This is a genomic window from Streptomyces sp. NPDC001443 (assembly GCF_053597355.1).
On sequence record NZ_JBSFIA010000048.1, the window covers coordinates 17942 to 41566 of the forward strand.

21 protein-coding genes and 2 tRNA genes are annotated in these 23625 nt (G+C 71.8%); 9 read left to right on the forward strand and 14 right to left on the reverse strand.

Translation table 11 applies throughout. The features are described from left to right. Position 1: 1 nt before the first annotated feature. From ACWC24_RS35800 to ACWC24_RS35810, 3 genes are all read left to right on the forward strand, one after another. A complete protein-coding gene (locus ACWC24_RS35800) occupies positions 2-721 on the forward strand; it encodes an ABC transporter permease subunit (protein WP_450667078.1) in 720 nt (239 codons plus the stop codon). An 83-nt stretch (positions 722-804) separates the two neighbouring features. Beyond that, positions 805-1053 (forward strand): SGM_3592 family protein, encoded by a 249-nt coding sequence (locus tag ACWC24_RS35805; RefSeq protein WP_450667079.1) that lies wholly within the window; start codon positions 805-807, stop codon positions 1051-1053. A gap of 263 nt (positions 1054-1316) precedes the next feature. Then, a tRNA-OTHER gene (locus ACWC24_RS35810) sits at positions 1317-1419 on the forward strand. A gap of 22 nt (positions 1420-1441) precedes the next feature. On the opposite strand, the gene ACWC24_RS35815 is transcribed toward ACWC24_RS35810, so the two are convergent. The 9 genes from ACWC24_RS35815 to ACWC24_RS35855 form a co-directional block, all read right to left on the reverse strand. Next, positions 1442-2251, reverse strand: coding sequence for an HAD family hydrolase (locus ACWC24_RS35815; RefSeq protein ID WP_450667080.1), 810 nt, complete (start codon positions 2249-2251; stop codon positions 1442-1444). Then, positions 2248-3525, reverse strand: coding sequence for a serine--tRNA ligase (gene serS / locus ACWC24_RS35820; protein WP_450667081.1), 1278 nt, complete (start codon positions 3523-3525; stop codon positions 2248-2250). Before serS ends, ACWC24_RS35815 begins: the two co-directional genes overlap by 4 nt. A gap of 535 nt (positions 3526-4060) precedes the next feature. Then, positions 4061-4993 carry a prephenate dehydratase gene (gene pheA / locus ACWC24_RS35825; RefSeq protein ID WP_450667082.1) on the reverse strand — a complete coding sequence of 311 codons (933 nt, stop codon included), beginning with the start codon at positions 4991-4993 and terminating at the stop codon, positions 4061-4063. 60 nt (positions 4994-5053) lie between these two features. Then, positions 5054-6367, reverse strand: a complete 1314-nt coding sequence (efeB, locus tag ACWC24_RS35830; RefSeq protein WP_450667083.1) for an iron uptake transporter deferrochelatase/peroxidase subunit — start codon at positions 6365-6367, stop codon at positions 5054-5056. 8 nt (positions 6368-6375) lie between these two features. Continuing rightward, positions 6376-8487: a copper resistance CopC/CopD family protein gene (locus tag ACWC24_RS35835; RefSeq protein WP_450667084.1), complete on the reverse strand. Its 2112-nt coding sequence runs from the start codon at positions 8485-8487 to the stop codon at positions 6376-6378. Positions 8488-8499: 12 nt separating this feature from the next. Beyond that, complete coding sequence (locus tag ACWC24_RS35840) at positions 8500-8997, reverse strand: copper chaperone PCu(A)C (RefSeq protein ID WP_450667085.1); 498 nt, start codon at positions 8995-8997, stop codon at positions 8500-8502. Then, the gene (locus ACWC24_RS35845; RefSeq protein WP_450667086.1) at positions 8994-9644 is read right to left on the reverse strand and encodes an SCO family protein; all 651 of its coding nucleotides are present in this window, start codon (positions 9642-9644) and stop codon (positions 8994-8996) included. The genes ACWC24_RS35840 and ACWC24_RS35845 overlap by 4 nt, the downstream gene beginning before the upstream one ends. A gap of 74 nt (positions 9645-9718) precedes the next feature. Continuing rightward, complete coding sequence (locus ACWC24_RS35850; protein ID WP_450667087.1) at positions 9719-10483, reverse strand: YcnI family copper-binding membrane protein; 765 nt, start codon at positions 10481-10483, stop codon at positions 9719-9721. Positions 10484-10725: 242 nt separating this feature from the next. Next, positions 10726-11622 (reverse strand): hypothetical protein, encoded by an 897-nt coding sequence (locus ACWC24_RS35855; protein WP_450667088.1) that lies wholly within the window; start codon positions 11620-11622, stop codon positions 10726-10728. A 240-nt stretch (positions 11623-11862) separates the two neighbouring features. Between ACWC24_RS35855 and ACWC24_RS35860 the strand changes: the two genes are divergently transcribed. Both ACWC24_RS35860 and ACWC24_RS35865 read left to right on the forward strand, forming a co-directional pair. Beyond that, entirely contained in the window at positions 11863-12429 is a 567-nt protein-coding gene (locus tag ACWC24_RS35860) for an ATP-binding protein (RefSeq protein ID WP_450667089.1), read from the forward strand. Positions 12430-12535: 106 nt separating this feature from the next. Next, positions 12536-13390: a triphosphoribosyl-dephospho-CoA synthase gene (locus ACWC24_RS35865; protein ID WP_450667090.1), complete on the forward strand. Its 855-nt coding sequence runs from the start codon at positions 12536-12538 to the stop codon at positions 13388-13390. A gap of 110 nt (positions 13391-13500) precedes the next feature. On the opposite strand, the gene ACWC24_RS35870 is transcribed toward ACWC24_RS35865, so the two are convergent. Both ACWC24_RS35870 and ACWC24_RS35875 read right to left on the reverse strand, forming a co-directional pair. Then, entirely contained in the window at positions 13501-14967 is a 1467-nt protein-coding gene (locus ACWC24_RS35870; protein WP_450667091.1) for an aminopeptidase P family protein, read from the reverse strand. 158 nt (positions 14968-15125) lie between these two features. Next, entirely contained in the window at positions 15126-16658 is a 1533-nt protein-coding gene (locus ACWC24_RS35875) for a PP2C family protein-serine/threonine phosphatase (RefSeq protein ID WP_450667092.1), read from the reverse strand. Positions 16659-17173: 515 nt separating this feature from the next. On the opposite strand from ACWC24_RS35875, the gene ACWC24_RS35880 reads away from it, so the two are divergent. Both ACWC24_RS35880 and ACWC24_RS35885 read left to right on the forward strand, forming a co-directional pair. After that, entirely contained in the window at positions 17174-17839 is a 666-nt protein-coding gene (locus ACWC24_RS35880; protein ID WP_450667093.1) for a bifunctional DNA primase/polymerase, read from the forward strand. Positions 17840-17895: 56 nt separating this feature from the next. Continuing rightward, the gene (locus tag ACWC24_RS35885) at positions 17896-18570 is read left to right on the forward strand and encodes a hypothetical protein (protein ID WP_450667094.1); all 675 of its coding nucleotides are present in this window, start codon (positions 17896-17898) and stop codon (positions 18568-18570) included. A 320-nt stretch (positions 18571-18890) separates the two neighbouring features. Here ACWC24_RS35885 and ACWC24_RS35890 read toward each other — a convergent pair whose 3' ends face one another. The 3 genes from ACWC24_RS35890 to ACWC24_RS35900 form a co-directional block, all read right to left on the reverse strand. After that, complete coding sequence (locus ACWC24_RS35890) at positions 18891-19856, reverse strand: DUF5926 family protein (protein WP_450667095.1); 966 nt, start codon at positions 19854-19856, stop codon at positions 18891-18893. A 156-nt stretch (positions 19857-20012) separates the two neighbouring features. Further along, the gene (locus ACWC24_RS35895; protein WP_450667096.1) at positions 20013-20561 is read right to left on the reverse strand and encodes an ATP-binding protein; all 549 of its coding nucleotides are present in this window, start codon (positions 20559-20561) and stop codon (positions 20013-20015) included. Positions 20562-20784: 223 nt separating this feature from the next. Next, positions 20785-21612 carry a glycerophosphodiester phosphodiesterase family protein gene (locus tag ACWC24_RS35900; RefSeq protein ID WP_450667097.1) on the reverse strand — a complete coding sequence of 276 codons (828 nt, stop codon included), beginning with the start codon at positions 21610-21612 and terminating at the stop codon, positions 20785-20787. Between the two features lie 259 nt (positions 21613-21871). Here ACWC24_RS35900 and ACWC24_RS35905 point away from each other — a divergent pair, with 259 nt between their 5' ends. Both ACWC24_RS35905 and ACWC24_RS35910 read left to right on the forward strand, forming a co-directional pair. Next, positions 21872-23341 carry a S1C family serine protease gene (locus tag ACWC24_RS35905; RefSeq protein WP_450667098.1) on the forward strand — a complete coding sequence of 490 codons (1470 nt, stop codon included), beginning with the start codon at positions 21872-21874 and terminating at the stop codon, positions 23339-23341. 74 nt (positions 23342-23415) lie between these two features. Next, a tRNA-Ser gene (locus ACWC24_RS35910) sits at positions 23416-23502 on the forward strand. Positions 23503-23625: the final 123 nt, after the last annotated feature.

Here is a 23625-nt window from a genome sequence, read left to right on the forward strand (position 1 = left end):
CATGTACGACCCCACAGTCGCCCGGCTCACCTACCGGGCCCTGCTCGGCCGCCGGCGGGCCCTGGTCCTCGGCGCGCTGCCGCTGCTGCTGATCGTGATCGCCACGGCCGTCCGGGCCCTCACCGGGGCCGACGACCAGACCGCGACGGACGTGCTGGGCGGGCTGGCGCTCGCCACGATGGTGCCGATCATCGGCGTCATCGCCGGCACCGGCGCGATCGGCCCGGAGATCGACGACGGCTCGGTGGTGTACCTGCTGTCCAAGCCGCTCAAGCGGCCGACGATCATCTTCACCAAGCTGATCGTGGCGATCGCGGTGACCATGGTGTTCTCGGCACTGCCGACCCTGCTCGCCGGGCTGATCCTGAACGGCAACGGGCAGCAGATCGCCGTCGCCTACACGGTGGCGGCGCTGGTCGCCTCCATCGCTTACGCGGCGCTCTTCCTGCTGCTGGGCACGGTGTCCCGGCACGCGGTGGTCTTCGGTCTCGTCTACGCCCTGGTCTGGGAGGCGCTGTTCGGCTCCCTGGTGCCGGGCGCGCGCACGCTCAGCGTCCAGCAGTGGTCGCTGGCCGTCGCCCACAAGGTCGCGGGCGGGGACCTCGTCACCTCCGACGTCGGGCTGACCACGGCGACGACCCTGCTGGTCGCGGTCACCGTGCTGGCCACCTGGTACGCGGGCCGCAAGCTGCGCACGCTGACCCTCGCCGGGGAGGAGTAGCGGCCGGACCCCGGCCCTGACGGCGGCTTCATCCCGGCCGGCGCACACTGGGCGGAACGGATGGACGGCTGGGAGGGCCGGGCATGGCAGAGGAGACACCGCAGGACGACGGTCGCGAAGCGGGCACGCCGGACGGCGACGGCTGGGACGATCTCGTCCTGGACGAGGGGTTCATACGGGCCGCCGAGACGGCCGAGCCGTCCGCGCGGGCCCGGATGCTCGCCGCCCGCTGGCGGGCGGAGCAGCCCGAGCCTCAGCCCTGGCGCTCCGACGAACCGCCCGCCGGATGGTTCTTCAGCAAGGCCCGGCGCCGCAGGTGGCGGCGCCGGTAGCGGCCGCGCGGCCCCCGATATTCGGTGGCGTCGGGTACGGCGGTCGGGCACAGTGGTGATGTCCGAGCGGCCGGACCCGAGCCGGCGCCACCATCTGGGAGAGGAGCGGGACGATGTCCATGCACGACAGTACGTCCAGCTCCCGACAGGGCAGCGTGCGGCGGATTCCGGAGTAGTCACCTCCGTCGATTCCGCCCTGCTGGTGAGCTGCCCGGGGCGGCCGCTTCGAGCACGCGAATCGCACTCGCGTGGGCCGCCCACCCGGAGGATTGGCCGAGAGGCAAGGCACCGGCTTGCGCTGTGCTCGATCAAAGCGAGTCGAGGTCGGGGTGTCCCCCCGCGCACGTTCGATCCGTGCATCCTCCGCAGAACCGAGAAGCCCGAGGGCTCAGCCCAGCAACCGCTCCAGCACCACCGCGATCCCGTCCTCCTCGTTGGAGGACGTCACCTCGTCGGCGACCGCCTTCAGCTCCTCGTGGGCGTTGGCCATGGCGACACCGTGACCGGCCCACCCGAACATCGGGATGTCGTTGGGCATGTCGCCGAAGGCGATCGTGTCCGCTGCCTTCAGACCCAGGCGACGGGCCGCCAGGGACAGGCCGGTGGCCTTGGACAGCCCCAGCGGCAGCAGTTCGACGATGCCGTGCCCCGCCATCGCCACCGACACGAAACCGCCCGCGGTCTGGCGCGACGCCTCCGCGAGCTCGTCGTCCGTGAGCGTCGGATGCTGTATGTAGATCTTGTTCAGCGGGGCGCTCCAGAGGTCGGAGACGTCCGTGAACGGGGTGGCCGGCAGCCTGCCCGTGACCGCGTAGCCGGGGCCCACCAGCACCTCGCCGTCCAGGCCGTCGCGGCTGGCCGCCAGGAACAGCGGGCCCACCTCGGCCTCGATCTTGGCCAGTGCCAGTGCCGCGAGCTGCCGGTCCAGGGTCACCGACGTCAGCAGCCGGTGCGCGCCGGCGTCGTACACCTGCGCGCCCTGGGCGCAGACCGCGAGGCCGCGGTAGCCGAGGTCGTCGAGGATGTGCCGGGTCCACGGGGCCGCCCGTCCGGTCACCACGATGTGCGCGGCGCCCGCCGCGGTGGCCGCGGTGAGCGCGTCACGGGTGCGCCGCGACACCGACTCGTCGGAACGCAGAAGCGTTCCGTCGAGGTCGGTCGCGATCAGCCGGTACGGGAAGTCCGGGGCGGTGCTCACTTGGCGACCGGCTCCAGGACCTCACGGCCGCCCAGGTAGGGCCGGAGCACCTCGGGCACGCGCACCGAGCCGTCGGCCAGCTGGTGGTTCTCCAGGATCGCCACGATCGTGCGCGGTACGGCGCACAGCGTGCCGTTGAGCGTCGCGAGCGGCTGGACCTTCTTGCCGTCGCGCATCCGCACGGACAGTCGGCGGGCCTGGAAGCCGTCGCAGTTGGACGCCGACGTCAGCTCGCGGTACTTGCCCTGGGTCGGGATCCACGCCTCGCAGTCGAACTTGCGGGACGCGGAGGCACCGAGGTCGCCGGAGGCCACGTCGATGACCTGGAAGGGCAGTTCGAGGCCGGTCAGCCACTGCTTCTCCCACTCCAGGAGCCGCCGGTGCTCGTTCTCGGCGTCCTCGGGGGCCACGTACGAGAACATCTCGACCTTGTCGAACTGGTGCACGCGGAAGATGCCGCGGGTGTCCTTGCCGTACGTGCCGGCCTCCCGGCGGAAGCACGGCGAGAAGCCGGCGTACCGCAGCGGGAGCTTGTCGGCGTCGAGGATCTCGTCCATGTGGTAGGCGGCGAGGGGGACCTCGGAGGTGCCGACCAGGTAGTAGTCGTCCTTCTCCAGGTGGTACACGTTCTCCGCGGCCTGGCCGAGGAAGCCGGTGCCCTCCATCGCGCGCGGGCGGACCAGCGCCGGGGTCAGCATCGGGGTGAAGCCGGCCTCGGTGGCCTGCGCGATCGCCGCGTTGACGAGGGCGAGCTCCAGGAGCGCGCCGACGCCCGTCAGGTAGTAGAAGCGCGAGCCGGACACCTTGGCGCCGCGCTCGACGTCGATGGCGCCCAGCGCCTCGCCGAGCTCCAGGTGGTCCTTGGGCTCGAAGCCCTCGGCGCCGAAGTCGCGGATCGTGCCGTGCGTCTCCAGGACGACGAAGTCCTCCTCGCCGCCGACGGGGACGTCCGGGTGCACGAGGTTGCCGAGCTGGAGCAGGAGGCTCTTGGTCCGCTCGTCCGCCTCGTTCTGCTCGGCGTCCGCCGCCTTGACGTCGGCGGCCAGCTTGCCGGCCTTGGCCAGCAGCTCGGCCTTCTCGTCGCCGGAGGCCTTGGGGATCAGCTTGCCGAGCACCTTCTGCTCGGAGCGGAGCTCGTCGAAGCGGACGCCGGACGACCTGCGCCGCTCGTCGGCAGACAGGAGAGCGTCGACGAGCGCGACATCCTCTCCACGGGCACGCTGGGAGGCGCGCACACGGTCGGGGTCCTCACGGAGCAGGCGAAGGTCAATCACGCGCTCAAGGCTACCGGTGCGCGGTTGCCGGATACGACTCACATTCCCGCAGCTGCGATTCGTCGCTCACCTTCGCATATGTGCGAAATGACGTGCGTGTCAGTAAAAAAGGTGACCTCGCCGTCGAGGTGGGGCGAGTCCCCGGCGCGCGGTTGACCGGATTCCCTTGTGGAGGGCGGCACTTGGATCGCGGCTGTCCACAGGTATCCACATCCCCGAAGGGTTATCCACAGGGTGTGAGGATGATCTGTGGATGCTGGAATTGATCACTCCGGCTTGTTCGGTGGGGCTCCGGTTTCCTGGTGTAAACCCCCTTTGCCCACACTTTCGAGTGGAAAGAGTTCGCCTGAAAGGGTTGATCGAAGGAAAAGAGTGGACGAAGGGCGGTCCATCAGAGTGAGGACACACTCAAGCCCTGTGGGCGGATTTGTCGACTGAATGGTGTTCCTCTGTCGACTTGTCCCCAGGTCGAGATGGGAACCTGTGGATAACGCCTGTGGATAACCAAAACGCGACGGAGAACGAACCGACCTGACTAGAAACGGCCGTCCTGGCAGCGCGCCACCCAGTCCGCCGCCTCCACGAACTCCCCGTCCGACGTCCCCCGGGGCAGCGTTCGTACGTCCTCGACACCGATGTCCGCGCGCGGGTAGGAACCGAGGAACCGCACTTCCAGGCAGATCCGCTTCAGCCCCATCAGCGCCTCCGCCACCCGCCGGTCGGAGATGTGCCCCTCGGCGTCGACGCAGAAGCAGTAGTTGCCGATGCCGGCGCCGGTCGGACGGGACTGGAGCAGCATGAGGTTGATGCCGCGGGTGGCGAACTCGCCCAGCAGGTCACGCAGTCCACCGGGGTGGTCGTCGCGCTGCCGGAGCACGACGGACGTCTTGTCCGCGCCGGTGGGTGCCGCGGGCCGGGCGGGCCGGCCGACCAGCACGAACCGGGTCTGGGCGTTCTCGGCGTCGTGGATGCCGGTCTCCAGCGGCTCGAGGCCGTAGCGGGCGGCCGCGAACTCGCCCGCGAAAGCCGCGTCGTAGCGGCCCTCCTGGACCAGGCGGGCGCCGTCCGCGTTCGAGGCGGCCGACTCCCAGACCGCGTTCGGCAGGTTGGCCCTCAGCCAGTTGCGCACCTGCGGCTGGGCGGCCGGGTGAGCGGTGACCGTCTTGATGTCGGACAACTGGGTGCCGGGCTTGACCAGCAGCGCGAAGGTGATGGACAGCAGCACCTCGCGGTAGATCATCAGCGGCGCGCCCGCGACCAGCTCGTCCAGGGTGGTGGTGATACCGCCCTCGACGGAGTTCTCGATCGGCACGAACGCGGCTTCGGCCTCGCCGGTGCGTACCGCGTCGAGCGCGGACTGCACGGACACGTACGGGATCAGCTCCCGGGTCGCCGCTTCCGGGAGGGTCCGCAGGGCGACTTCGGTGAAGGTGCCTTCGGGGCCGAGATACGCATAGCTGGCTGGCATGGCCTCACCCTAGTGGGCCGTACGGGCAACCGGGTGACCGTCTCGACCGGTGGCCGGGGCTCAGCCCTCCAGCAGCCGCTGCCCCACGTACCCCCCCTCGGCCGCGCCGCCCGGCACCGCGAACAGTCCGCTGGCCTCGTGGCGGATGTACTTCGACAGCGCGTCGCCCCGGTCGAGCTTGCGCTGCACCGGTACGAAGCCGCGCAGCGGGTCGGCCTGCCAGCAGACGAAGAGCAGCCCCGCGTCCGGCGTGCCGTCCGGGTCGATGCCGTCGTGGTACGAGAAGGGGCGCCGGAGCATGGCCGCGCCGCCGTTGGTGTCGGGCCGGGTGATCCGGGCGTGCGCGTCGAGGGGGACGACCAGATCGCCCGCGGAGTCCCGCTTCTCCAGGTCCATCGCGGTCGTCTCACCGCCCCCGGACAGCGGCGCGCCGTCGTCCTTGCGCCGCCCGATCACCTGCTCCTGGGCCGCGACCGAGAGCCGCTCCCAGTCGTCGAGGAGCATGCGGATACGGCGTACGACGGCGTAGGAGCCGCCGGACATCCAGCCCGGGTCCTTCGAGCCGGACGCGGGCACGAAGATCCGCCGGTCGAAGTCGGACTCGGCGGGCCTGGGGTTGCGGGTGCCGTCCAGCTGGCCCATGAGGTTGCGGGCGGTCATGGGGTGGGCGGTGGCGCCGGGCGAGCGGTTGAAGCCGTTCATCTGCCAGCGGACCCGGGCCGCGCTGCCCGCGTCCTTCTGGACGGCGCGCAGGGCGTGGAAGGCGACCAGGGCGTCGTCGGCGCCGATCTGCACCCACAGGTCGCCGTCGCTGCGGGACTTGTCGAGGTGGTCGGAGGAGAAGTCGGGCAGCGGGTCGAGGGAGACCGGGCGCTGCTTCTCGAGCCCGGTCCGGGTGAAGAAGCTGTGGCCGAACCCGAAGGTCAGCGTCAGCGAGGACGGACCGGCGTCCCGGGCCACGCCGGTGTCGTCGTGTGCGGCGGCCGCGCCGGACATCAGCCGTTCGGCGGTGACCGACCAGCGGCGCAGCAGCGCGGCCGCCTCCTTGCGGCCCGCGCCGGCCGTCAGGTCGAAGGCGACGAGATGACCGCGGGCCTGGAGGCCCTCGGTGATGCCGGGCTGATGTTTCCCGTGAAACATCGCCCGGCCGCTGCCGAGCGCGGTGAGCGGGGTGGCCTGGGCGGGCACGGCGGCGTGGCCCGCGGCCGCGCCCGCCGCGCCGAGGACGAGTCCGGTGGCGCCGGCGGTGCCGAGCAGCTTGCGCCGGGTGAGCCCCTCGGCGGCAGGGGTCGGTGCGGAGGCGTCCGCCCCGAGGACGGCCCCGGGTACGGCCTCGGGGGTACGGGTCTGCGGGACGGACGGGTGGTCAGCCATGGTGTGGTTCAGCCGATCTGCGCGTTCTTGGAGACGGTCACCTGGTCGACGTCGGAGGTCCGCACGGTCACGGCGATCTTCCAGTCGCCGGCCATGGGGAGCTGTACCCCGCTCGCCGCCCAGTGTCCGGTGGTGATGTGGTCGGGGACGACGGGCAGCGGCCCGATGCTCTTGGCGGTGAGGGTGAAGGCGACCTTCACCTCGGGGACGTCGAAGCCGCGGCCGTTGGGCCGTTCCACGTAGACGTGCATCTGGTTGGCGCCGACCCGCGCGGGGTCGAGGTCGACGCTCACCACGCCCTTGCCGTCCTTGCCGCCGGTGTCGAAGGGCATGTCGAGGGTCACCGCACCCGAGGCGGACGGGTCCGAGGAGGCGGACGACGAGGACCCGGTGGCGGCCTTGGCGTCCTGCTCGGTACGGCCGGGTTCGGTCTGGGTCAGCACCGTGGTGACGGCCAGCAGGACGACGGCGACGCCCGCTTCGGCGAGCACCGACCGGCGCAGCCCGTGACGCTCGGGGTCGGCGTCGCGCAGCCGCTTCTGCCGGGCGGCCTCGACCGCGGCACGCTGCCGGGCGAGCTGGGCGGCGCGTCCGGGGGCGCCCGCGGCCGCCGGGTCCGCGCTGCTGCCGGCCGTGCCGGCGGACGCGGCAGTGGCAGTGGCAGTGGCAGTGGCAGTGGCAGTGACAGCATCGGCGGTTTCGGCTGTCTCGGCGGACGGGGCGGTGGCCGCCTCGGCGGTTCCGGCGGACGCGACAGGAGCAGTGGACCCGGAACTCTTCCGCGCCCCCGCGGGTTCCTTGGCTTTCTCGGCTTTCTCGGCCTTCTCGGCCTTCTCGGCCTTCTCGGCCTTCTCGGCTTTCTCGGCCTGGATCTCGGCCTCGGCCACGACCCCGTCGGACAGCCGTGCCGTCCACCGGCGCGAGAGCCAGGCGATGCCGACAAGCAGTGCCACCAGACCGATCTTGACGAGAAGCAGCCGACCGTAGGCGGTGTCGGTGAAGGCCGACCAGGAGCCGAGCTGACGCCACGACTGGTAGACGCCGGTCGCCACGAGGGCGAGGACGCTGCCGAAGGCGACCGCCGAGAAGCGGCGTACGGCCTCGCTGTCGACGGCCGTGTGCGCGGGGGCCCGGTACAGCGCGACGAGCAGGGTCGCCAGCCCGCCGAGCCAGGTGGCGACGGCCAGCAGGTGGACGACGTCGACCGGCATGGCGATGCCTGGCTGGAGTCCGGTCGAGGCGTGCTCGGCCATCGCCCAGCTCGCGGCGAGCCCGGCGGCCACGACGGTTCCGCCGAGCGCGAGCCCGAAGGTCAGGTCCCGCTTCTCGGTGTCCTCACGCTTGTCGTAGGCACCGAACAGCACGGCGATGAACAGCGCGGCCGCTGCGAGCAGCAGCAGCCGGGAGACCAGCGCGGCGCCGGTCTTGGTCTGCAGGACCGTGCCGAGCAGGTTCAGGTCGAAGACGTCGCCGACCTTGCCGGAGCCGGTGTAGGAGCCGCGCAGGAGCAGCAGGGCGAGGGTGGCCGCGGTGAGCGTGATCCAGCCGGAGACGACGAGCCGCTGCACGGCCCGCACCCCGGCGCCGCGCTGCCAGCAGGCGAGCACGAAGGCCGCCCCGCCGGTCAGCACGATGAAACCGGCGTACGACAGGTACCGCCCGAAGCCGTACAGCCAGCCGACGACCCCGCCGCCGACGGTCGGCCCGTCCGCGGAGACGGCGGTCCGCGAGGGCGCGCCGACGGAGAAGGTGTAGGCGCCGGCGACGGGGTGGCTGTCCGCCGACACGACCTGGTAGGTGACGGTGTAGGTGCCGTCGGGCAGTCCGCTGTGCAGACCCACGGCGTACGTGGTGCCGCTGGTGTTGGCCGGCTTGCCGGTGTCGACGCGCTTGCCCTTGGGGTCGAGTACGCGCAGCGCGTCGTCGGACAGGGCGACCTGCTCGGAGAAGGTGAGCGAGATCTGCGTCGGCGCCTTGTCGACCACCACCCCCTGCGCGGGGTTGCTGCCGGTCAGCGCGGCGTGCGCGGAGGCCGGGCCGGCGGCGACGAGGCTCGCGCCGATGACGGCCAGGAACAGCAGCACCAGGGTGCGCACGCGTGGGGCGATGGTCTGTGTCAAGGGGGTCCTCCCTCAGTGCCCGGTCTTGGGGTTGTACGTCGCCGACTTCACCGGTATCTCGACCGTGACGGGTCCGGATTGGGCAAAGTGCAGCACGACGGCCACCTTCTGGCCCTGCGTGGGCCTGTGCTTCAGCTTCTCGAACATCAGGTGGTTCCCGCCGCTTTCGAAGACGAGTCGGCCGTGCGCGGGTACGTCGAGGGAGGTCACCTCCTGCATCGAGGTGCCGACGGTCTCGTGGACGGTGACGCTGCCCGCGATGTCGCTGGTGACGGAGGTCAGCTCGTCCTTCGCGGCGCCCGTGTTGGCGATGGTCAGGAAGCCCGCCGCCATCGAGGCGGAGACCGGCTGCGGCATGTAGGCGGAGCTGACGGACAGTTCGGCCCCTGAAGCCCCTGAGGCCCCGGAGGTGCCCGAGGCGGCGGAGTCCGCACCTCCACACCCTGTCAGGGCCAGCGCCCCGAAGACCACCCCGGCTGCCGTCGCCGCGGCGGTGCCCGGACGCCTCACGGGTTCTGCCCCTTCACGATCTTGGGGAGGTCCTTGGTGTAGTCGTCGACGGTGGCCTGGTCGCTGTAGACCAGGTAGCCCGCGTCCGTCTTCGGCGAGAAGGCGATGACCTGGGTGCCGTGCGTGGAGACGGTCTTGCCGTTCTTGTCCTTGTGCGGCGCCTCGACGGTGATGCCGACGCTGCGGGCACCGGCCTGGATGGTGGCGAAGTCGCCCGTCAGGCCGACGACCTGGGGGTCGATGCCCTTGAGCCAGGCGCCGAGTGCGGCCGAGGTGTCCCGCTCCGGGTCGGTGGTGACGAACACGATCCGCAGCTTGTCCTGGTCGGCCTTGGAAAGCTGCTTCTTGGCGACGGCGAGGTTGTTCATCGTCAGCGGACAGATGTCGGGGCAGTTGGTGTAGCCGAAGTAGATCAGCGTGGGCCGGCCGGCGGTCTCCTTGCGGAGGTCGTACGACTTGCCCTGGGTGTCGGTGAGGACCAGGTCCGGTTTTTCGAAGGGCTGGTCGAGGACGGTGGCCGCCTGCTGCGAGGTCTCCTCGGCGACGACGGTGACAGGGCCCTCGCCCTTGTCGCCGCTGCCGCAGGCGGAGAGCGTGAGTGTGGCGGCGGCGAGCAGCGCGGCCACTGCGAACGTCTTCTTGCGCATAGAGAAATGTCCCAGATGTGAGAACCGTGCCGTGCACCGGGGGCCGTACGGCCCCCGGCGCACAGCAGGGAGGGTCAGGCTCGGGCGTCGCTGTCGGTGCCGCGCCGGCGGCCTGCGGCCACGCCGTACGCGACCCCGGCCACCCCGACGGCGATGCCGACCACGCCCAGCACGCGGGCGGTGGTGTCGGAGCTGTCGGTGGCCGCCGCGGCCTCGGCGCTGCCGCTCGCGGCGGCCTTGGAGTCGTCGTGCTCGGCGGAGGCGTCCTCGGCGGAGGCCGAGCCGTGGGAGTGGCCGTCCTCGGTGGCGGCGGACAGCTGAAGCACCGGAGCCGGGTTCTCGGGCTCCTCCGCGCCGTCCTCCTGCACCTCGATCCAGCGCACGACTTCGTTGTTGGAGTACGTCTGGATCGCCTTGAAGACGAGTTCTTCGGTGTCCTCGGGGAGCGTGCCGACGGAGAGCGGGAACTTCTGGAAGTAGCCGGGCTCGAGGCCCTTGCCGTCGGCGGTCCAGGTGACCTTGGTGACGGCCTCGGCGATCTTCTTGCCGTGCAGCTCCAGCGGCTTGGCCAGCTTGGACTTGGTGACCTGGACCTTCCAGCCGGCGACCGGCTGCGGCATCACCGAGGCCAGCGGGTGGTCGGCGGGGAAGGTGACCTCGAGCTTGGTGGTCGAGGCGTTGTCGCGCTCGTTGGGGACCTTGAAGTCGACGACGGCGTAGCCGCCCTTGGCGGCCGTGCCCTCCGGCTGCACGCTGACGTGTGCGAAGGCCGGGGCGGACAGGGCGAGAACGGCCGAACCGGCGAGGGCGACGGTGGCGGCGATACGAGAAGCCTGCATGAAAGAGAGCACTCCACTTCATGTGGTTCATGTGGTTCCGGCGCGGGAACCCCCACGGAGGCCATGGATTCCGGTGGATTCCGATGGGTCCCGGTGGCGGGTTCCGGCGATGACGATGACGAGGGGTGCGCGTACGGGTGGGTGATCTCCGAGCCGGACATCACGGGCGCACGCGCGCGTGCCGCACGACGACGGCAGTCCTCGCCTCGCGGAACTCCCGCGGAGCGGCTCGGCCGGTCGTGTCAGGCGGCGAGGGCGAATGCCGTCGCGGCCGGCGGGCCGCGCCTGATCACCGAGTGCTGGAGGGCGGCGGTGCGTGGTTCGGGCCGGGCGGGCGCGTCGGTACGGGGCGGGCGCGGACCCGCTTCCGGCGCGACCGGCAGTCCGGCGAGCAGGGCGCGCGCCAGCGCGAGCGCGTTGCCCAGCGAACGCACGAGCGCCCCCTCGGTGACTCCTTGCGCCGACAGCTCGACGAGCCGCAGCACGGCGGAGTCGCCCCGGCGCAGCAGCCAGCCGACGGCGAGCGCCGCGAGGGCGTGGCCGAGCAGCATCGGCAGCGAGGGCAGCAGCGCGGCGAGAGAGCCGGCCGCGGTCGACAGGGCGTCCGCCGGGTCGTGCACGACGGCGGTGCCGGTGGCCGTGCCGGTCCCCGTTCCCGGGTAGATCCGCGCGTCGGCGAGGATCCGCTGGGCCTGGGCGGGACTGAGCGCCGAGGCGGTGCCTCCGCACAGGATGTGCGCGGCCCGCTGGATCAGCGCGGCGTCGGACAGTGATCCGGCCGCGGACCCCGTAGACCCCATGGACATCATGGAGTTCATGCTCATGGCGCCGGACGTCGACGTGGACGCGGAGCCCATGGCGCCGTGCTGCCCCAGGCCGAACAGCATGTGCAGCACGGTCTGGCCTGCGGCGAGCAGTGCGGTGATCCCGGCCAGCGAGCGCTCCCGGCCGGCGAGGGGTGCGACGACCGCCAACGCGCCCAGGAACCCCGCACCCAGCGTCCACAGGGGCACCGTCGCGCAGGAGGCGAGGGCGTGGCCGCACGCGGCCAGCACGACGCAGACCGCGGCGAACACCGCGGCCCGCAGCAGCCGGAGACCGCTTCCGGAGCGCGTGGTGCGTGGGTGGGGGGCAGACATGGCCGCCCCATCATCGCACTGGCGCCGCCGGTCCCCTGCGGCAGGGCGGCGGGAGAGCCGGGATCCCGAGAACCGGAAGATCACCTTCTGTTACGGCTGATGCGTATGGGCCCCGCATACACCGGTTGATCCCTCGAGCGCATCCTCCGGATGGGCGGCATCACATGGAAAGCGCGCTTACGCAACGGCACTCGGGGCAATACGTAACGGTATGTCGAGGCGCAGCCAGGAGGCTGGAGCATGAGCATCTGGTGGTCACTCCATCTGCGGTGCGAAGCTGCGAGCGTTCCGCTCGCGAGGCGCCTGCTGCTCGGCACGATGGAGACGGCGGGCGTCGATCCCGACATCTCCTACGACCTCTCGGTCGCTCTCGGCGAGGCCTGCGCCAACGCCGTGGAGCACGGCGGCGCCCCGCACGGCGGCTGTCCCGAGGCGTACCGGGTCACCGCCTACCTCGACGGCGAGAAGTGCCGTATCGAGGTCGCCGACTCGGGGCCGGGCTTCGCGGGCGACGACGGCGACGGACCCCGTGTCCACGAGGGCCACGACGGCCACGACGGTCATGACGGCCACGACGACCACGGCGCCCACTACGGCTACGACGGCTACGACGGCCACGGCGCCCGCGCCGTGCGCTCCGACGTGCCGTGCGCCGACGTCGACGCCGAACACGGCCGCGGACTGCATCTCATCCATGAGCTCGCCGACCACGTCCACTTCGGCAACAGGCCGGGGCGGAGCGGGGCGGTGGTGCGGTTCGACAAGATCCTCAAGTGGAAGAAGGGCGCGCCGCTGATGGCGGTGTAGCGGTTCGGGCAGCCGGGGGCGGGCGGTTCGGGTGTCCCGGGATTCACAGCCAGTTCCTGGCTTCGCCCCATGTCCCTGACGGTCCGCGTCCCCTACGTTCACGTCCATGACGGGAAACCACGGCACCCGACCCCCCACCCGGCGCCGCGAGGACGAGGCGCTGGCGCAGGCCGCGGTGGACGCGCTGACCGGGCAACTGGCACTGGTCCCCAAGCCGGGGCTGCCCGATCCGCGTGATCTCGCCGCGCGCGCCACCCGCCGGGACCACTGTCTGCTGCGCTGGTCGGCCAAGGCGCTGGCCCCCGGGCTCACGGCGATGGCGGCGGCCGCCCGCCGCACCGGTGAGCCCACCCCGCAGCTCCGCGCCGAACTGGGCGCCATCGGGCGGTGCACCGAGCACTCGGTGGGCCTGGCCGGCGGCGGTCACCGGGGCGCGCTGTGGGCGCTCGGCCTGCTGGTCGCGGCGGCCGCGCTCGACCCCGGCGCGGGAGCCCGCGAGGTGGCGGCGACCGCCAAGCGGATCGCCGCGCACAGGGACCGCGGTGCCCCGCGGCGGCCGTCGCGGGGTTCGGCGGTGTCGGCGAAGTACGGAGCGGCCGGCGCCCGCGGTGAGGCGAAGGCCGGATTCCCGCACGTACGGCGGGCGTTGGACGCGCTCACGGCCGCGCGCACGGCCGGTGCGGACGAGGAACAGGCCCGGCTCGACGCCCTGCTGACGGTGATGTCCACCCTTCAGGACACCGAACTGCTGCACACCGCGGGTCCGCTGGGACTGCGGCACGTCCAGGCCGGTGCCCGTGAGGTCCTGGCGGCGGGCGGTACCGCGACACGGGCGGGCCGGGGCGCCCTGGACGCCCTCGACGCCGATCTGCACGCGCGCGCGTGGAGCCCGCGGGGCAGCGCCGGGCTGCTGGCGGGTGCCCTGTTCCTGGACGCGCTGCCGGTCGGTCCGCGCGGCTGAGACCGCGGGCCGGCGGCCGGTCACGGGGCCGCCCGGGTACGCGGGACCCGTGCTCCGGGCACGGATACGGCCGGGCACCGCAGTGGTGCCCGGCCGTTCGCCGCCGTGGGTCAGCCCTTGAGCGAGGCCATCCAGGACTCGACCTCGTCGGAGCGGCGCGGCAGGCCGTCCGACATGTTCCGGTTGCCGTCCTCGGTGACCAGGATGTCGTCCTCGATGCGCACGCCGATGCCGCGGTACTCCTCGGGCACCGTCAGGTCGTCGGCCTGGAAGTACAGACCGGGCTCGACGGTGAGGACCATGCCGGGCTCCAGCGTGCCGTCCACGTACGACTCGACCCGGGCGGCCGCGCAGTCGTGGACGTCCAGGCCGAGCATGTGGCCGGTGCCGTGCAGCGTCCAGCGGCGCTGCAGACCGAGTTCGAGCACCCGCTCGACCGGGCCCTCGACGAGACCCCACTCGACGAGCTTCTCGGTCAGCACGCGCTGCGCGGCGTCGTGGAAGTCGCGGTACTTGGCGCCCGGCCGGACCGCCTCGATACCGGCCTCCTGGGCCTCGTACACGGCGTCGTAGATCTTCTTCTGGATCTCGCTGAAGCGGCCGTTGACCGGCAGCGTGCGCGTGACGTCGGCGGTGTAGAGCGTGTGCGTCTCCACGCCCGCGTCCAGCAGGAGCAGGTCGCCGGAGCGGACCGGGCCGTCGTTGCGCACCCAGTGCAGGGTGCAGGCGTGCGGGCCGGCGGCGGCGATGGTGCCGTAGCCGACGTCGTTGCCCTCCACGCGGGCGCGCAGGAAGAAGGTGCCCTCGATGTAGCGCTCGCTGGTCGCCTCGGCCCTGTCGAGGACCTTCACGACGTCCTCGAAGCCGCGCACGGTCGAGTCGACGGCCTTCTGCAGCTCGCCGACCTCGAAGGCGTCCTTGACCAGGCGGGCCTCGGAGAGGAAGACGCGCAGCTCCTCGTCGCGCTCGGCGGTGACCTTGTCGGTCAGGGCCGCCTCGATGCCGGCGTCGTGGCCGCGCACCACGCGCACCGGGCCGGTGGCCTCGCGCAGCTTGTCGGCCAGCTCGCGCACGTCGGCGGCGGGGATGCCGTACAGCGCCTCGGACTCGATGAGGGAGTGCCGGCGGCCGACCCACAGCTCGCCCTGCCCGGAGAGCCAGAACTCGCCGTTCTCACGGTTCGAGCGGGGCAGGAGGTAGATCGTCTCCTGGTGGCCGTCCGCGGTCGGCTCCAGGACCAGGACGCCGTCCTCGGTCTGGTTGCCGGTCAGGTACGCGTACTCGGTCGACGCCCGGAAGGCGTACTCGGTGTCGTTCGAGCGGGTCTTCAGATTGCCCGCGGGAACGACCAGGCGCTCGCCGGGGAAACGCGCGGACAGCGCGGCACGGCGGGCGGCGGTCTCGGCGGCCTGCGCGATCGGCTCGAGGCCGTGCAGCTCCGTGTCGGCCCAGCCGGACTTCATGCTCTCGGCCAGCTCGTCGGACACGCCCGGGTACAGGCCGTTCTTACGCTGCTTGATCGGCTCTTCCGACTCAGTCTCCGGGGTCTCCGGGGTGAGCTCGTCGGCCACGGTCATCCTCCTTGATACGGCACTGGACCGTGTCCATCGTACGGTCGTATGCCCGAGAGCCCAGGGCCGAAGGACCTTGGTCCATGCCCGGCGACCTGCGCCGGGGCCCGGGAGAGCCGCACCGGGCGTCAGGGAGCGGTCACCGGGGGGTCACCGCTGGGGCGTCACTCGAAGCGGGCCGCCAGCAGTACCACGTCCTCCGCGCCGTCCGCCGCGTCCAGTCCGTCCGGTAGTACGGTGCGCAGCACATGCTCCACGACCATGTCCGGGTCGGTCCGCAGCGCCCTGGGGACGCTCGCCGCCGCCGCGTGCAGCCGGGCGAAGGCCCGGTCCCCGCAGTCGCCGGTACGGTGCAGCAGCCCGTCGGTGTAGAGCAGAACCGTCTCTCCCGGCTCCGTCTCGAACTCCACGCTGGGCGCCTCCCAGCAGGCGAGCATCCCGAGCGGCGCCGACACGGAGGTCTCCACGAACTCCGTGCGCCTGTCGCCGACCAGCAGTGGCGGACAGTGTCCGGCGCCGGCCAGGGTCACCTTGCGCAGGGCGGGTTCGCAGTAGGCGAACAGGGCGGTGGCGGAGCGGGCGGGCTCGGTGAGCCGCAGCAGCAGCTCCAGGTCGGACAGGACGGCGACGGGATCCTCGCCCTCCATCACGGCGTACGCCCGCAGGGAGGCGCGCAGCCGGCCCATCGCGGCGACGGCGCTCGGCCCGGACCCGCTGACGGACCCGACCGCCAGGCCCAGCGCGGCGTCGGGCAGCGGCAGCGTGTCGTACCAGTCGCCGCCGCCGCGCGGCCCGGTGCGGTGCCGGACGGCGAGCCGGACCCCGCAGACCCGGGGCAGCCGTGAGGGCAGCAGTTCCTCGGACATGGTCGCCATGCACGCGCGCGTGCGTTCGACCTCGACGAGCCGGGCGAGGTGTTCGGTGGCGTAGCGGATGTACAGGCCGACCAGGTGGCGTCGGCGCTCGCCCGGCTCGGCGGGCTCGTCGTAGAGCCACACGGCGGCACCGAGGCGGCCCGCGGCCTCGGTGGACAGGGGCAGCGCGTAGCTGGCGGCGTAGCCGAGACGGGCGGCCACCTCGCGGTGGCGGGGGTCGAGCCCGTCCTCGGCGAACAGATCCGGGCGCACGATCTCGCCCGCGCCGCCGGGCAGTCCGGCGTCGGTGTCCAGAAGCGTGCCCTGGGGCAGGGCGCTGCGCGGCACGGTCTCGATGTGGCCGAGATCGGCGCGGCCGAGGCCCAGGCCGACGGTGGTGTCGGGGCCGAAACCGTCGTCGGGTTCCAGGACGACGAGTCCGCGCCGGGCGCCCACCAGGGCGGAGCCGGCCCGCAGCAGCTCCTGGAGTGCGTCGGACAGGGTGTCCGTGCGGATCAGGCGTTCGGTGAGTTCGTGCAGCGTCGTGAGGTCCGAGACCCAGCCGGCGAGCCGGTCCTGGAGCACGGTGCCGGGCGGTGTGCGGCAGGCGATGTCGGGAGGGACGAGCGAGCTGTCCGGTGCGGCAGGCGCAGGCGCGACAGTGTGTGCGGGTGCGGGAACCGTTGAATCGATTCCAGCCACTTTCGGAGGGTGAGGAGCGTTCATGTCGTCCGGCTTTCCGACCGGTGCGTATTGCTCAAAAGCATCGCAAACCCCCATGTCATTCTGCGCCGCTAGCAGTGTCTCCACATGTACACGCACTCGTGAGGAGATGTCCAGCATTGTCCTGCTGGGATTCCTGGTGTCCGAGAGGTTTCCGGGAACTTTTCACGAGTCCCTCCTCCAGCCCTTGCGGGAAAGCAAAGTTGGCCTAAAACTGACTCGGGCGACGGGCGATTGCGGTCGACTGGCCTTGCTCGACGGAGCGTCACAGCGGTCGTGATGGGTACGTACTCGGTAAGGGCCAGGGGCGGTTGGAGACCACCCGGAACCTGGTGACCGGCCCGGGCGTCATAGCCACCGACGACCTAACCCCATCCTCCCGTGGCGGAGGCGGAGAGAAGCGCGCGGAACGGCAAACGCCAGACTTCGCCACCCCCATGCCACGCCCCATGCTTTTGTCAGACGCAGTGTGGACGGAACGGCCGCGGACGCAGCCAACGTTCGGCCCAGCGGGGTTCCCCTTGTCTCGGACAGGGGTGTGATGCGCCAACAGGTACGCACAGTGAAGTGATCGACACATGGTGTGATGTGGTCCTCGGTGTTGCCAGGCGTGCAACGGAAAGGAACGAGCGCTCATGCGCGAGATCCTCGGAAGGCGACGCAGGCTCCTGTCCCGGCGCAACGGCGGGGGGCCTGAGTTGATCGGCGCGGCCCTGAGTTTCGCGACGGAATGGCAGTGGCCGGTGCTCCCGGGAGTGGCGGCGGATCCGCAGGGGCGCGCCCGCTGCGGCTGCCCGGACCCGGAGTGCACGGTGCCCGGTGCACATCCGTTCGACCCCGGCCTCCTCGCGGCCACCACGGACGCGCGCATGGTGCGCTGGTGGTGGACCAACCGGCCGACGGCGCCGATCGTCCTCGCCACCGGCGGCCAGGCGCCCTGCGCGGTCAGCCTGCCCGCCCTCGCGGCCGCGCACGCGCTCGCCGCGCTCGACCGCAAGGGGATGCGTCTGGGCCCGGTGGTGGCCTCGCCCACCCGTTGGGCGCTGCTGGTGCGGCCCTACTCGATGGAACAGCTGGGCGAACTGCTGTACGCCCAGGACTTCGTCCCCGGCTCCCTCCGCTTCCACGGCGAGGGCGGCTATCTCGCCCTGCCGCCGTCGGAGACCGGACAGGGCGCCATCCGCTGGGAGCGTGCGCCGCTGCCCGGCTCGGCGGCACCGTGGGTGCCCGACGTCGAGGCCGTGGTGGACGCGGTCGTCGAGGCCCTCACTCGTACGGGTGTGAGCGCGCCCGAGTTGTAGGGGTGTCGGGCGTGCGCCGTGCGGGGCGCCCACCGGAGGTCGTTATCTTCCGGTCCATGAACGTTCGTCTTCTCGCCCTCGCGGGCGTCGTGGCAGGTGCGGTGGCGCTGCCACTGGCCATGGCGTCCGCCGGGCAGGCGGGCCTCACGGCCAAGGGACGGTCGGTCGTACGTTCGTCGACGGACGGTGAGGCGGTCGGCGCGGCGGCTTCCGGTGGTTCGGGTTCCTCCGGTGCGGCCGGCTCCCCGGGGGACGGGAAGGCGCCGTCCCCGGATCCCGGCCGTTCTCCGCTGCTGCTCGGCCTGGGTCTGGCCACCGCCGCCCACTGCGGCCCCGAACTCACCTCACCGGACGGCATCGAGGCGCAGACCTGTGTCATGACACAGGGCGAGGACACCTGGGCGCGCACCTACTACCGCAACGCCACCGGCGACGATCTGGCCGCCGCGCTGAGCCTCATGGGGCCGGGCGGACGCGCGGTGCAGATCGACTGCGCGGTGGGCACCGAGGACGAGCCGGGGATCTGTGAGACGCCCCGCGAGCCCACCCGGGACGTGTCGGACGCCTATGCGGCGGTGGCGGAATTCGCGGGCCCCTCCGGGCGCGGTCCGCTGCTGCTGCGCTCCGGGAGCAGTGCGGAGGGTTCCCTCGGGACTGCCGGCGGGAGCGCCCCGAGGAGCGACTCCGGGTCGGACGCGGGCGGGAACTCGGGCTTCCGCCGGGCCGGTTGACGCGCCGGAGCGGTGTCCCCGCGTGCGCGGCCCGCCGGGGCGGGGCGCACCGGTCGGCGCCGGGCATGGAAAGACCCGGTTGCTGGCGACGGGGGATGCACCAGCAACCGGGCTACTGGAACGGTAACAAGAGATCGGCCCCAAGCAAATTCGATCTCTTGTTTCCCTCGGCTATTCGGACACCGCGCAGCAGTCCATGACAGGGCTATTCGGACACCGACTGGCCTATGCCCGGCGGGAGTTGTGGCAGGAGTCACGACAGCCGGACGATTCCCCGGGCTGACCGACCGGTCAGCCCGGGGGGAGGCGGCACCGGCACGTCAGCTGAGCGTCACCTGTCGGTTGGTGAGCCCGCCGCGCGCGCGACGCTCCTCGGGGGTGAGCGGGGCGTCCGAGGCCAGCGCCGCGGCGAGACGCTCGGCGAACTCGGCCGCCGGCTTCTCGATCTCGTCCGCGCCGACACCGCTCGGCAGGTCCCAGACCGGCACGGTCAGGCCGTGCGCGCGGAAGGAGCCCACCAGCCGGGTGCCCTCGCCGAGGCTGGAGCGGCCCGCCGCGTGCAGTCGCGCCAGAGCGTCCAGAAGGTGTTCCTCGGCGTGCGGCATGACCCATCGCAGATGGTTCTTCTCCGGGGTCTCGCACCAGTAGGCGGAGTCCACGCCGGTCAGCTTCACGGTCGGGATGGCCGCGTCGTTGGCCCGCTCCAGGGAGGCGGTCACCTCGGGGGTGGAGTTCTCCGCGTCCGGGACCCAGAACTCGAAGCCCTCGTGCACAACTGGCTCGAAGGTGCCTTCGGGGTCGAGGAGGTCCTGGAGCCGGGGACCGTCCGCCGGGGCGCGGCGACCCTGGACCGGGGAGCCGGGCCGAGCCTCCAGCGCGCGCAGCAGCGTGTCGGCGAGGTCGCGGCTGATGTCGCCCGACGCCGTGTCGTTCTGCAGGCCGAGCAGCACCGAACCGTCCTCGCGGCGCAGCGCGGGCCAGGCCATCGGCAGGACCGTGGCCAGGGTGACCGAGGGGACGCCCTCGGGCAGGCCGTCCTTGAGGGTCAGCCCGACCGTGGCCGCGGGCACCAGTTCGCGCAGCGCGACCCAGTCGCACTCGCCGACGAGCCCCTCGAAGGGGCGGTGCACCAGCTCGGCCGCGGCCTGGGCGGCGGCCCGGCCGTGGCACGCCTTGTAGCGGCGGCCGCTGCCGCAGGGGCAGGGTTCGCGGGCGCCGACGACCGGGATCTCCGCATCACTGAGCTGCGGCCGCCCGGCCGTCGTCTGGGGTCGCTTCTTGGCCATCGTGGCTGTCTCCCGGTTACGGCTCGTCTGTACGGGCGGGAGCCTAGCCGCTCGTACGAGAACCCACGGGACCTGTGGACGACGCGGGCGGCGGTGTCCCGCCACGGCCGCCCCGTACGGCGGGCACCGGTACCCGACGGGGCTGCCGCCCGGGGCTCAGCCCAGGTCGTCGAACGCGTCCGCGAAGGAGAGGTCGCGCATCGCCGGCACGACCGGCGCGACCCGGGCGGCGAAACCCGCCCGTCCGTATCCGGCGTCGGGATCATGGACGTCCTCGTGGACGACGACCCACACCGTGACCTCGCCCCGGGCGTCGTCCCGGACGCCCCAGTCGTCGGCCAGCGCCGTGATGATGTTCAGTCCGCGGCCGCCGTGCGCGGTGACCGAGGGAGTGGCCGGGGCCGGGCGGGTCGGTCCGCCGCCGTCCGTCACCTCGACGGTCAGCCGGCCGCTCTGGTCGACGCGCCACGCGGCCCGGACGTCGCCGTCCCCGGCGGATGCGTCCCCCAGTGGCCTGCCGTGCTTGCACGCATTGCTCAAAAGTTCGGAAAGGATCAGTACGGCATCGTCGATGACCGATTCCGCCACACCGCCGCTGCGCAACTGATCGCGCATCCGGTGTCTTGCGGCCCCTACGCCCGCAGGGCCATGGGGTACGGCCATGCTCGACGACGTGGGCACCTCCTGTGCCACCACCAACGCCACCCCCGAGACCTCCTTCGCCCCACGCCACGGTGTGGATGCCCCATTGGCCTGTACCGGAAACCGGCTGATCCACGTGTCGTGACGCACTCGAGGCGGTCGAACACGGAGCGAACGCGCCGGAGCACTTCCGACAGGGAGTGGCTGGATTTCGTCGGTATGGCCGAGATCGGAGGATGCTTCACCGAAACGCCTGGGTCAAGGGTTGTTTCATGGGAAGGCCGAGTCAGCGCCCCAATTGTTGGAGAACCGCGCGCGGCCGGTTGGTGATGATGGCGTCGACGCCCAGGCCGACGCAGAGATCGACGTCCTCGGGCTCGTTCACGGTCCACACGTGGACCTGGTGGCCGGCGCCCTTCAGGCGCTCGACGTAACCCGGGTTGCCGCGCACGATCCGGAGCGAGGGGCCGGCGATCCGGACGCCGGCCGGCAGCCGTCCGTCGCGCAGCCGTGGCGAGACGAACTGCATGAGGGACACCGTGGGAAGCGTCGGCGAGGCGGCCCGCACGCGGTGCAGCGAGCGCGCCGAGAAGCTCATGACGCGCACGGCCGACTCCTCGGGCGTGGGCGGGGCGTCCAGGCCGAACCGCCTCAGGAGCAGCAGCAGCCGGTCCTCGACCTGTCCGGCCCAGCGGGTGGGGTGCTTGGTCTCGATGGCCAGCTCCACCCGGCGTCCAGAGTCGGCGACGAGTCCGAGCAGCCGCTCCAGGGTGAGGACGGAGGTGTCCTCGGGGTCCTCGGGGCGGACCTCCCAGTCGGGCTCCTCGTCGCGCAGGTGCCACAGGTCACGCTTCTTCCAGGAGCCGAAGTCCAGCGCCGCGAGTTCGGCGAGTTCCAGGGCGGACACCGCTCCGCGGCCGTTGGACGTACGGTTGACGCGGCGGTCGTGCACACAGACGAGATGGCCGTCGGCGGTCAGCCGGACATCGCACTCGAGGGCGTCCGCGCCGTCCTCGATCGCCTTCCTGTACGCGGCAAGGGTGTGCTCGGGAGCATCCTCGGAGGCTCCGCGATGGGCGACGACTTGAATGTGGTGCTGCCGTGCTTGGGTCACCGCGTCATGGTGTCACCGGAGCGGGGTAGGCGTCGGGCCGGAGGCATCCGAAAAAGTGTCCCGCCTCATAGCAGAATGTCGCATATAAAGGATGGTCCCGTTCCCACAGCCACCGCTTATGGTGCTCTGACGGCCCGTGGGAAAAGCTGTCCGCATACAAAACCATGCACAGCTGCAGCGCGCCGGGTCGACGACAAGCATGACCGAGCGTGACCGAGTGCGACCGAGAACAAACAGCCGTGGATCGAGGAGAAGAGCTGTGAGCACCGAGAACGAGGGCACCGAGGTTCCCCAGGCCCCGTCAGCACCTCCTGTGCCGGTGGAATCTCCCGTGGCTTCCCCGCAGGCCACCACGCCCGACAGCGCGCCCACGACTCCGGTCCCGCCGGTGATGCCGGCCGCCCCCGGAACGCCGGAGCACGCCGGGCACGCACCCGCGTACGCCTCGGCCGGCTCGTACGACGGAGTCCAGAACAACGGGGTCCAGAACGCCGGGTCCGCGCCCGAGGGCGGTTGGCCGCCCCCGCCGCCGGTCACGCCCGCGTACGCCGACGGCGGCGGTGCGGGTTCCGGCTGGGGTGCCTCGTACCAGCCGCCCGCGCCCAAGTCCGGCGGCGGCCGCGGCGGTCTCGTCGCGGCGGTCCTGGTGGCCGCGCTGGTCGCCGGCGGCCTCGGCGGGGGGCTCGGCTACACGCTGGCGAAGAACGACGACAACAGCGGCTCCACGACCGTCTCCGCCTCCACCAGCGGCGGCGCCGTCAAGCGCGACCCGGGCACCATCGCGGCGGTGGCCTCCAAGGCGCTGCCGAGCACCGTCACCATCGAGGCCGAGTCCACCAACGGTGAGGGCGGCACCGGTACCGGCTTCGTGTTCGACACCCAGGGCCACATCGTCACCAACAACCACGTCGTCGCGGACGCGGTCGACGGCGGCAAGCTCACGGCCACCTTCCCCGACGGCAAGAAGTACAACGCCGAGGTGGTCGGTCACGCGCAGGGTTACGACGTGGCGGTCATCAAGCTCAAGAACGCCCCCTCGGACCTGAAGCCGCTGACCCTCGGCAACTCCGACGACGTGGCGGTCGGCGACTCCACCATCGCCATCGGCGCCCCCTTCGGCCTGTCCAACACGGTGACGACGGGCATCATCAGCGCCAAGAACCGCCCGGTGGCCTCCAGCGACGGTTCCGGCAGCCAGGCGTCCTACATGAGCGCGCTCCAGACGGACGCCTCGATCAACCCGGGCAACTCCGGCGGTCCGCTGCTCGACGCCCAGGGCAACGTCATCGGCATCAACTCCGCGATCCAGTCCACCGGCAGCGGCGGCCTGGGCGGCACCAGCCAGTCCGGCTCGATCGGCCTCGGCTTCGCCATCCCGATCAACCAGGCCAAGTACGTCGCCCAGCAGCTGATCAAGACCGGTAAGCCGGTCTACGCGAAGATCGGCGCCTCCGTCTCCCTCCAGGACTCGGCGAACGGCGCGAAGATCACCGACACGGGCGCCGGCGGTGCCTCCTCCGTCGAGTCCGGCGGCCCCGCCGACAAGGCGGGCCTGAAGTCGGGCGACGTCATCACCAAGCTCGACGACCATGTGATCGACAGCGGTCCCACCCTGATCGGCGAGATCTGGACCCACAAGCCGGGCGACCAGGTGACGATCACCTACGAGCGCGACGGCAAGACCCACACCGCCGAGGTCACCCTGGGATCCCGTAGCGGCGACAGCTGACCGTGCCGGGCGACTCGCGCGCGCGTGCCAACCCGTTACTCTTGTCCCCGCGTCGCCGGTGAACGGCGCCGCGGGGAGGTGTGCCCGAGCGGCCGAAGGGAACGGTCTTGAAAACCGTCGTGGCAGCGATGTCACCGTGGGTTCAAATCCCACCACCTCCGCACGGCTAGAAGCGATGCAGATCAGAAGGGGTGCCTCTCGGCGAGAGGCACCCCTTCTGCATGGCCCTGTCTCACCTTGATCCGGCTCTGTCGCGTTGTGGATCAGCGCGTGTGGACCACGGG

Coding starts and splice junctions, on each gene's coding strand:
- ACWC24_RS35800 (WP_450667078.1), top strand. CDS start 2: ATGTACGACCCCACAGTCGCCCGGCTCACCTACCGGGCCCTGCTCGGC.
- ACWC24_RS35805 (WP_450667079.1), top strand. CDS start 805: ATGGCAGAGGAGACACCGCAGGACGACGGTCGCGAAGCGGGCACGCCG.
- pheA (WP_450667082.1), bottom strand. CDS start 4,993: ATGCCAGCCAGCTATGCGTATCTCGGCCCCGAAGGCACCTTCACCGAA.
- efeB (WP_450667083.1), bottom strand. CDS start 6,367: ATGGCTGACCACCCGTCCGTCCCGCAGACCCGTACCCCCGAGGCCGTA.
- ACWC24_RS35845 (WP_450667086.1), bottom strand. CDS start 9,644: ATGCGCAAGAAGACGTTCGCAGTGGCCGCGCTGCTCGCCGCCGCCACA.
- ACWC24_RS35850 (WP_450667087.1), bottom strand. CDS start 10,483: ATGCAGGCTTCTCGTATCGCCGCCACCGTCGCCCTCGCCGGTTCGGCC.
- ACWC24_RS35855 (WP_450667088.1), bottom strand. CDS start 11,622: ATGTCTGCCCCCCACCCACGCACCACGCGCTCCGGAAGCGGTCTCCGG.
- ACWC24_RS35860 (WP_450667089.1), top strand. CDS start 11,863: ATGAGCATCTGGTGGTCACTCCATCTGCGGTGCGAAGCTGCGAGCGTT.
- ACWC24_RS35865 (WP_450667090.1), top strand. CDS start 12,536: ATGACGGGAAACCACGGCACCCGACCCCCCACCCGGCGCCGCGAGGAC.
- ACWC24_RS35870 (WP_450667091.1), bottom strand. CDS start 14,967: ATGACCGTGGCCGACGAGCTCACCCCGGAGACCCCGGAGACTGAGTCG.
- ACWC24_RS35875 (WP_450667092.1), bottom strand. CDS start 16,658: ATGCTGGACATCTCCTCACGAGTGCGTGTACATGTGGAGACACTGCTA.
- ACWC24_RS35880 (WP_450667093.1), top strand. CDS start 17,174: ATGCGCGAGATCCTCGGAAGGCGACGCAGGCTCCTGTCCCGGCGCAAC.
- ACWC24_RS35885 (WP_450667094.1), top strand. CDS start 17,896: ATGAACGTTCGTCTTCTCGCCCTCGCGGGCGTCGTGGCAGGTGCGGTG.
- ACWC24_RS35890 (WP_450667095.1), bottom strand. CDS start 19,856: ATGGCCAAGAAGCGACCCCAGACGACGGCCGGGCGGCCGCAGCTCAGT.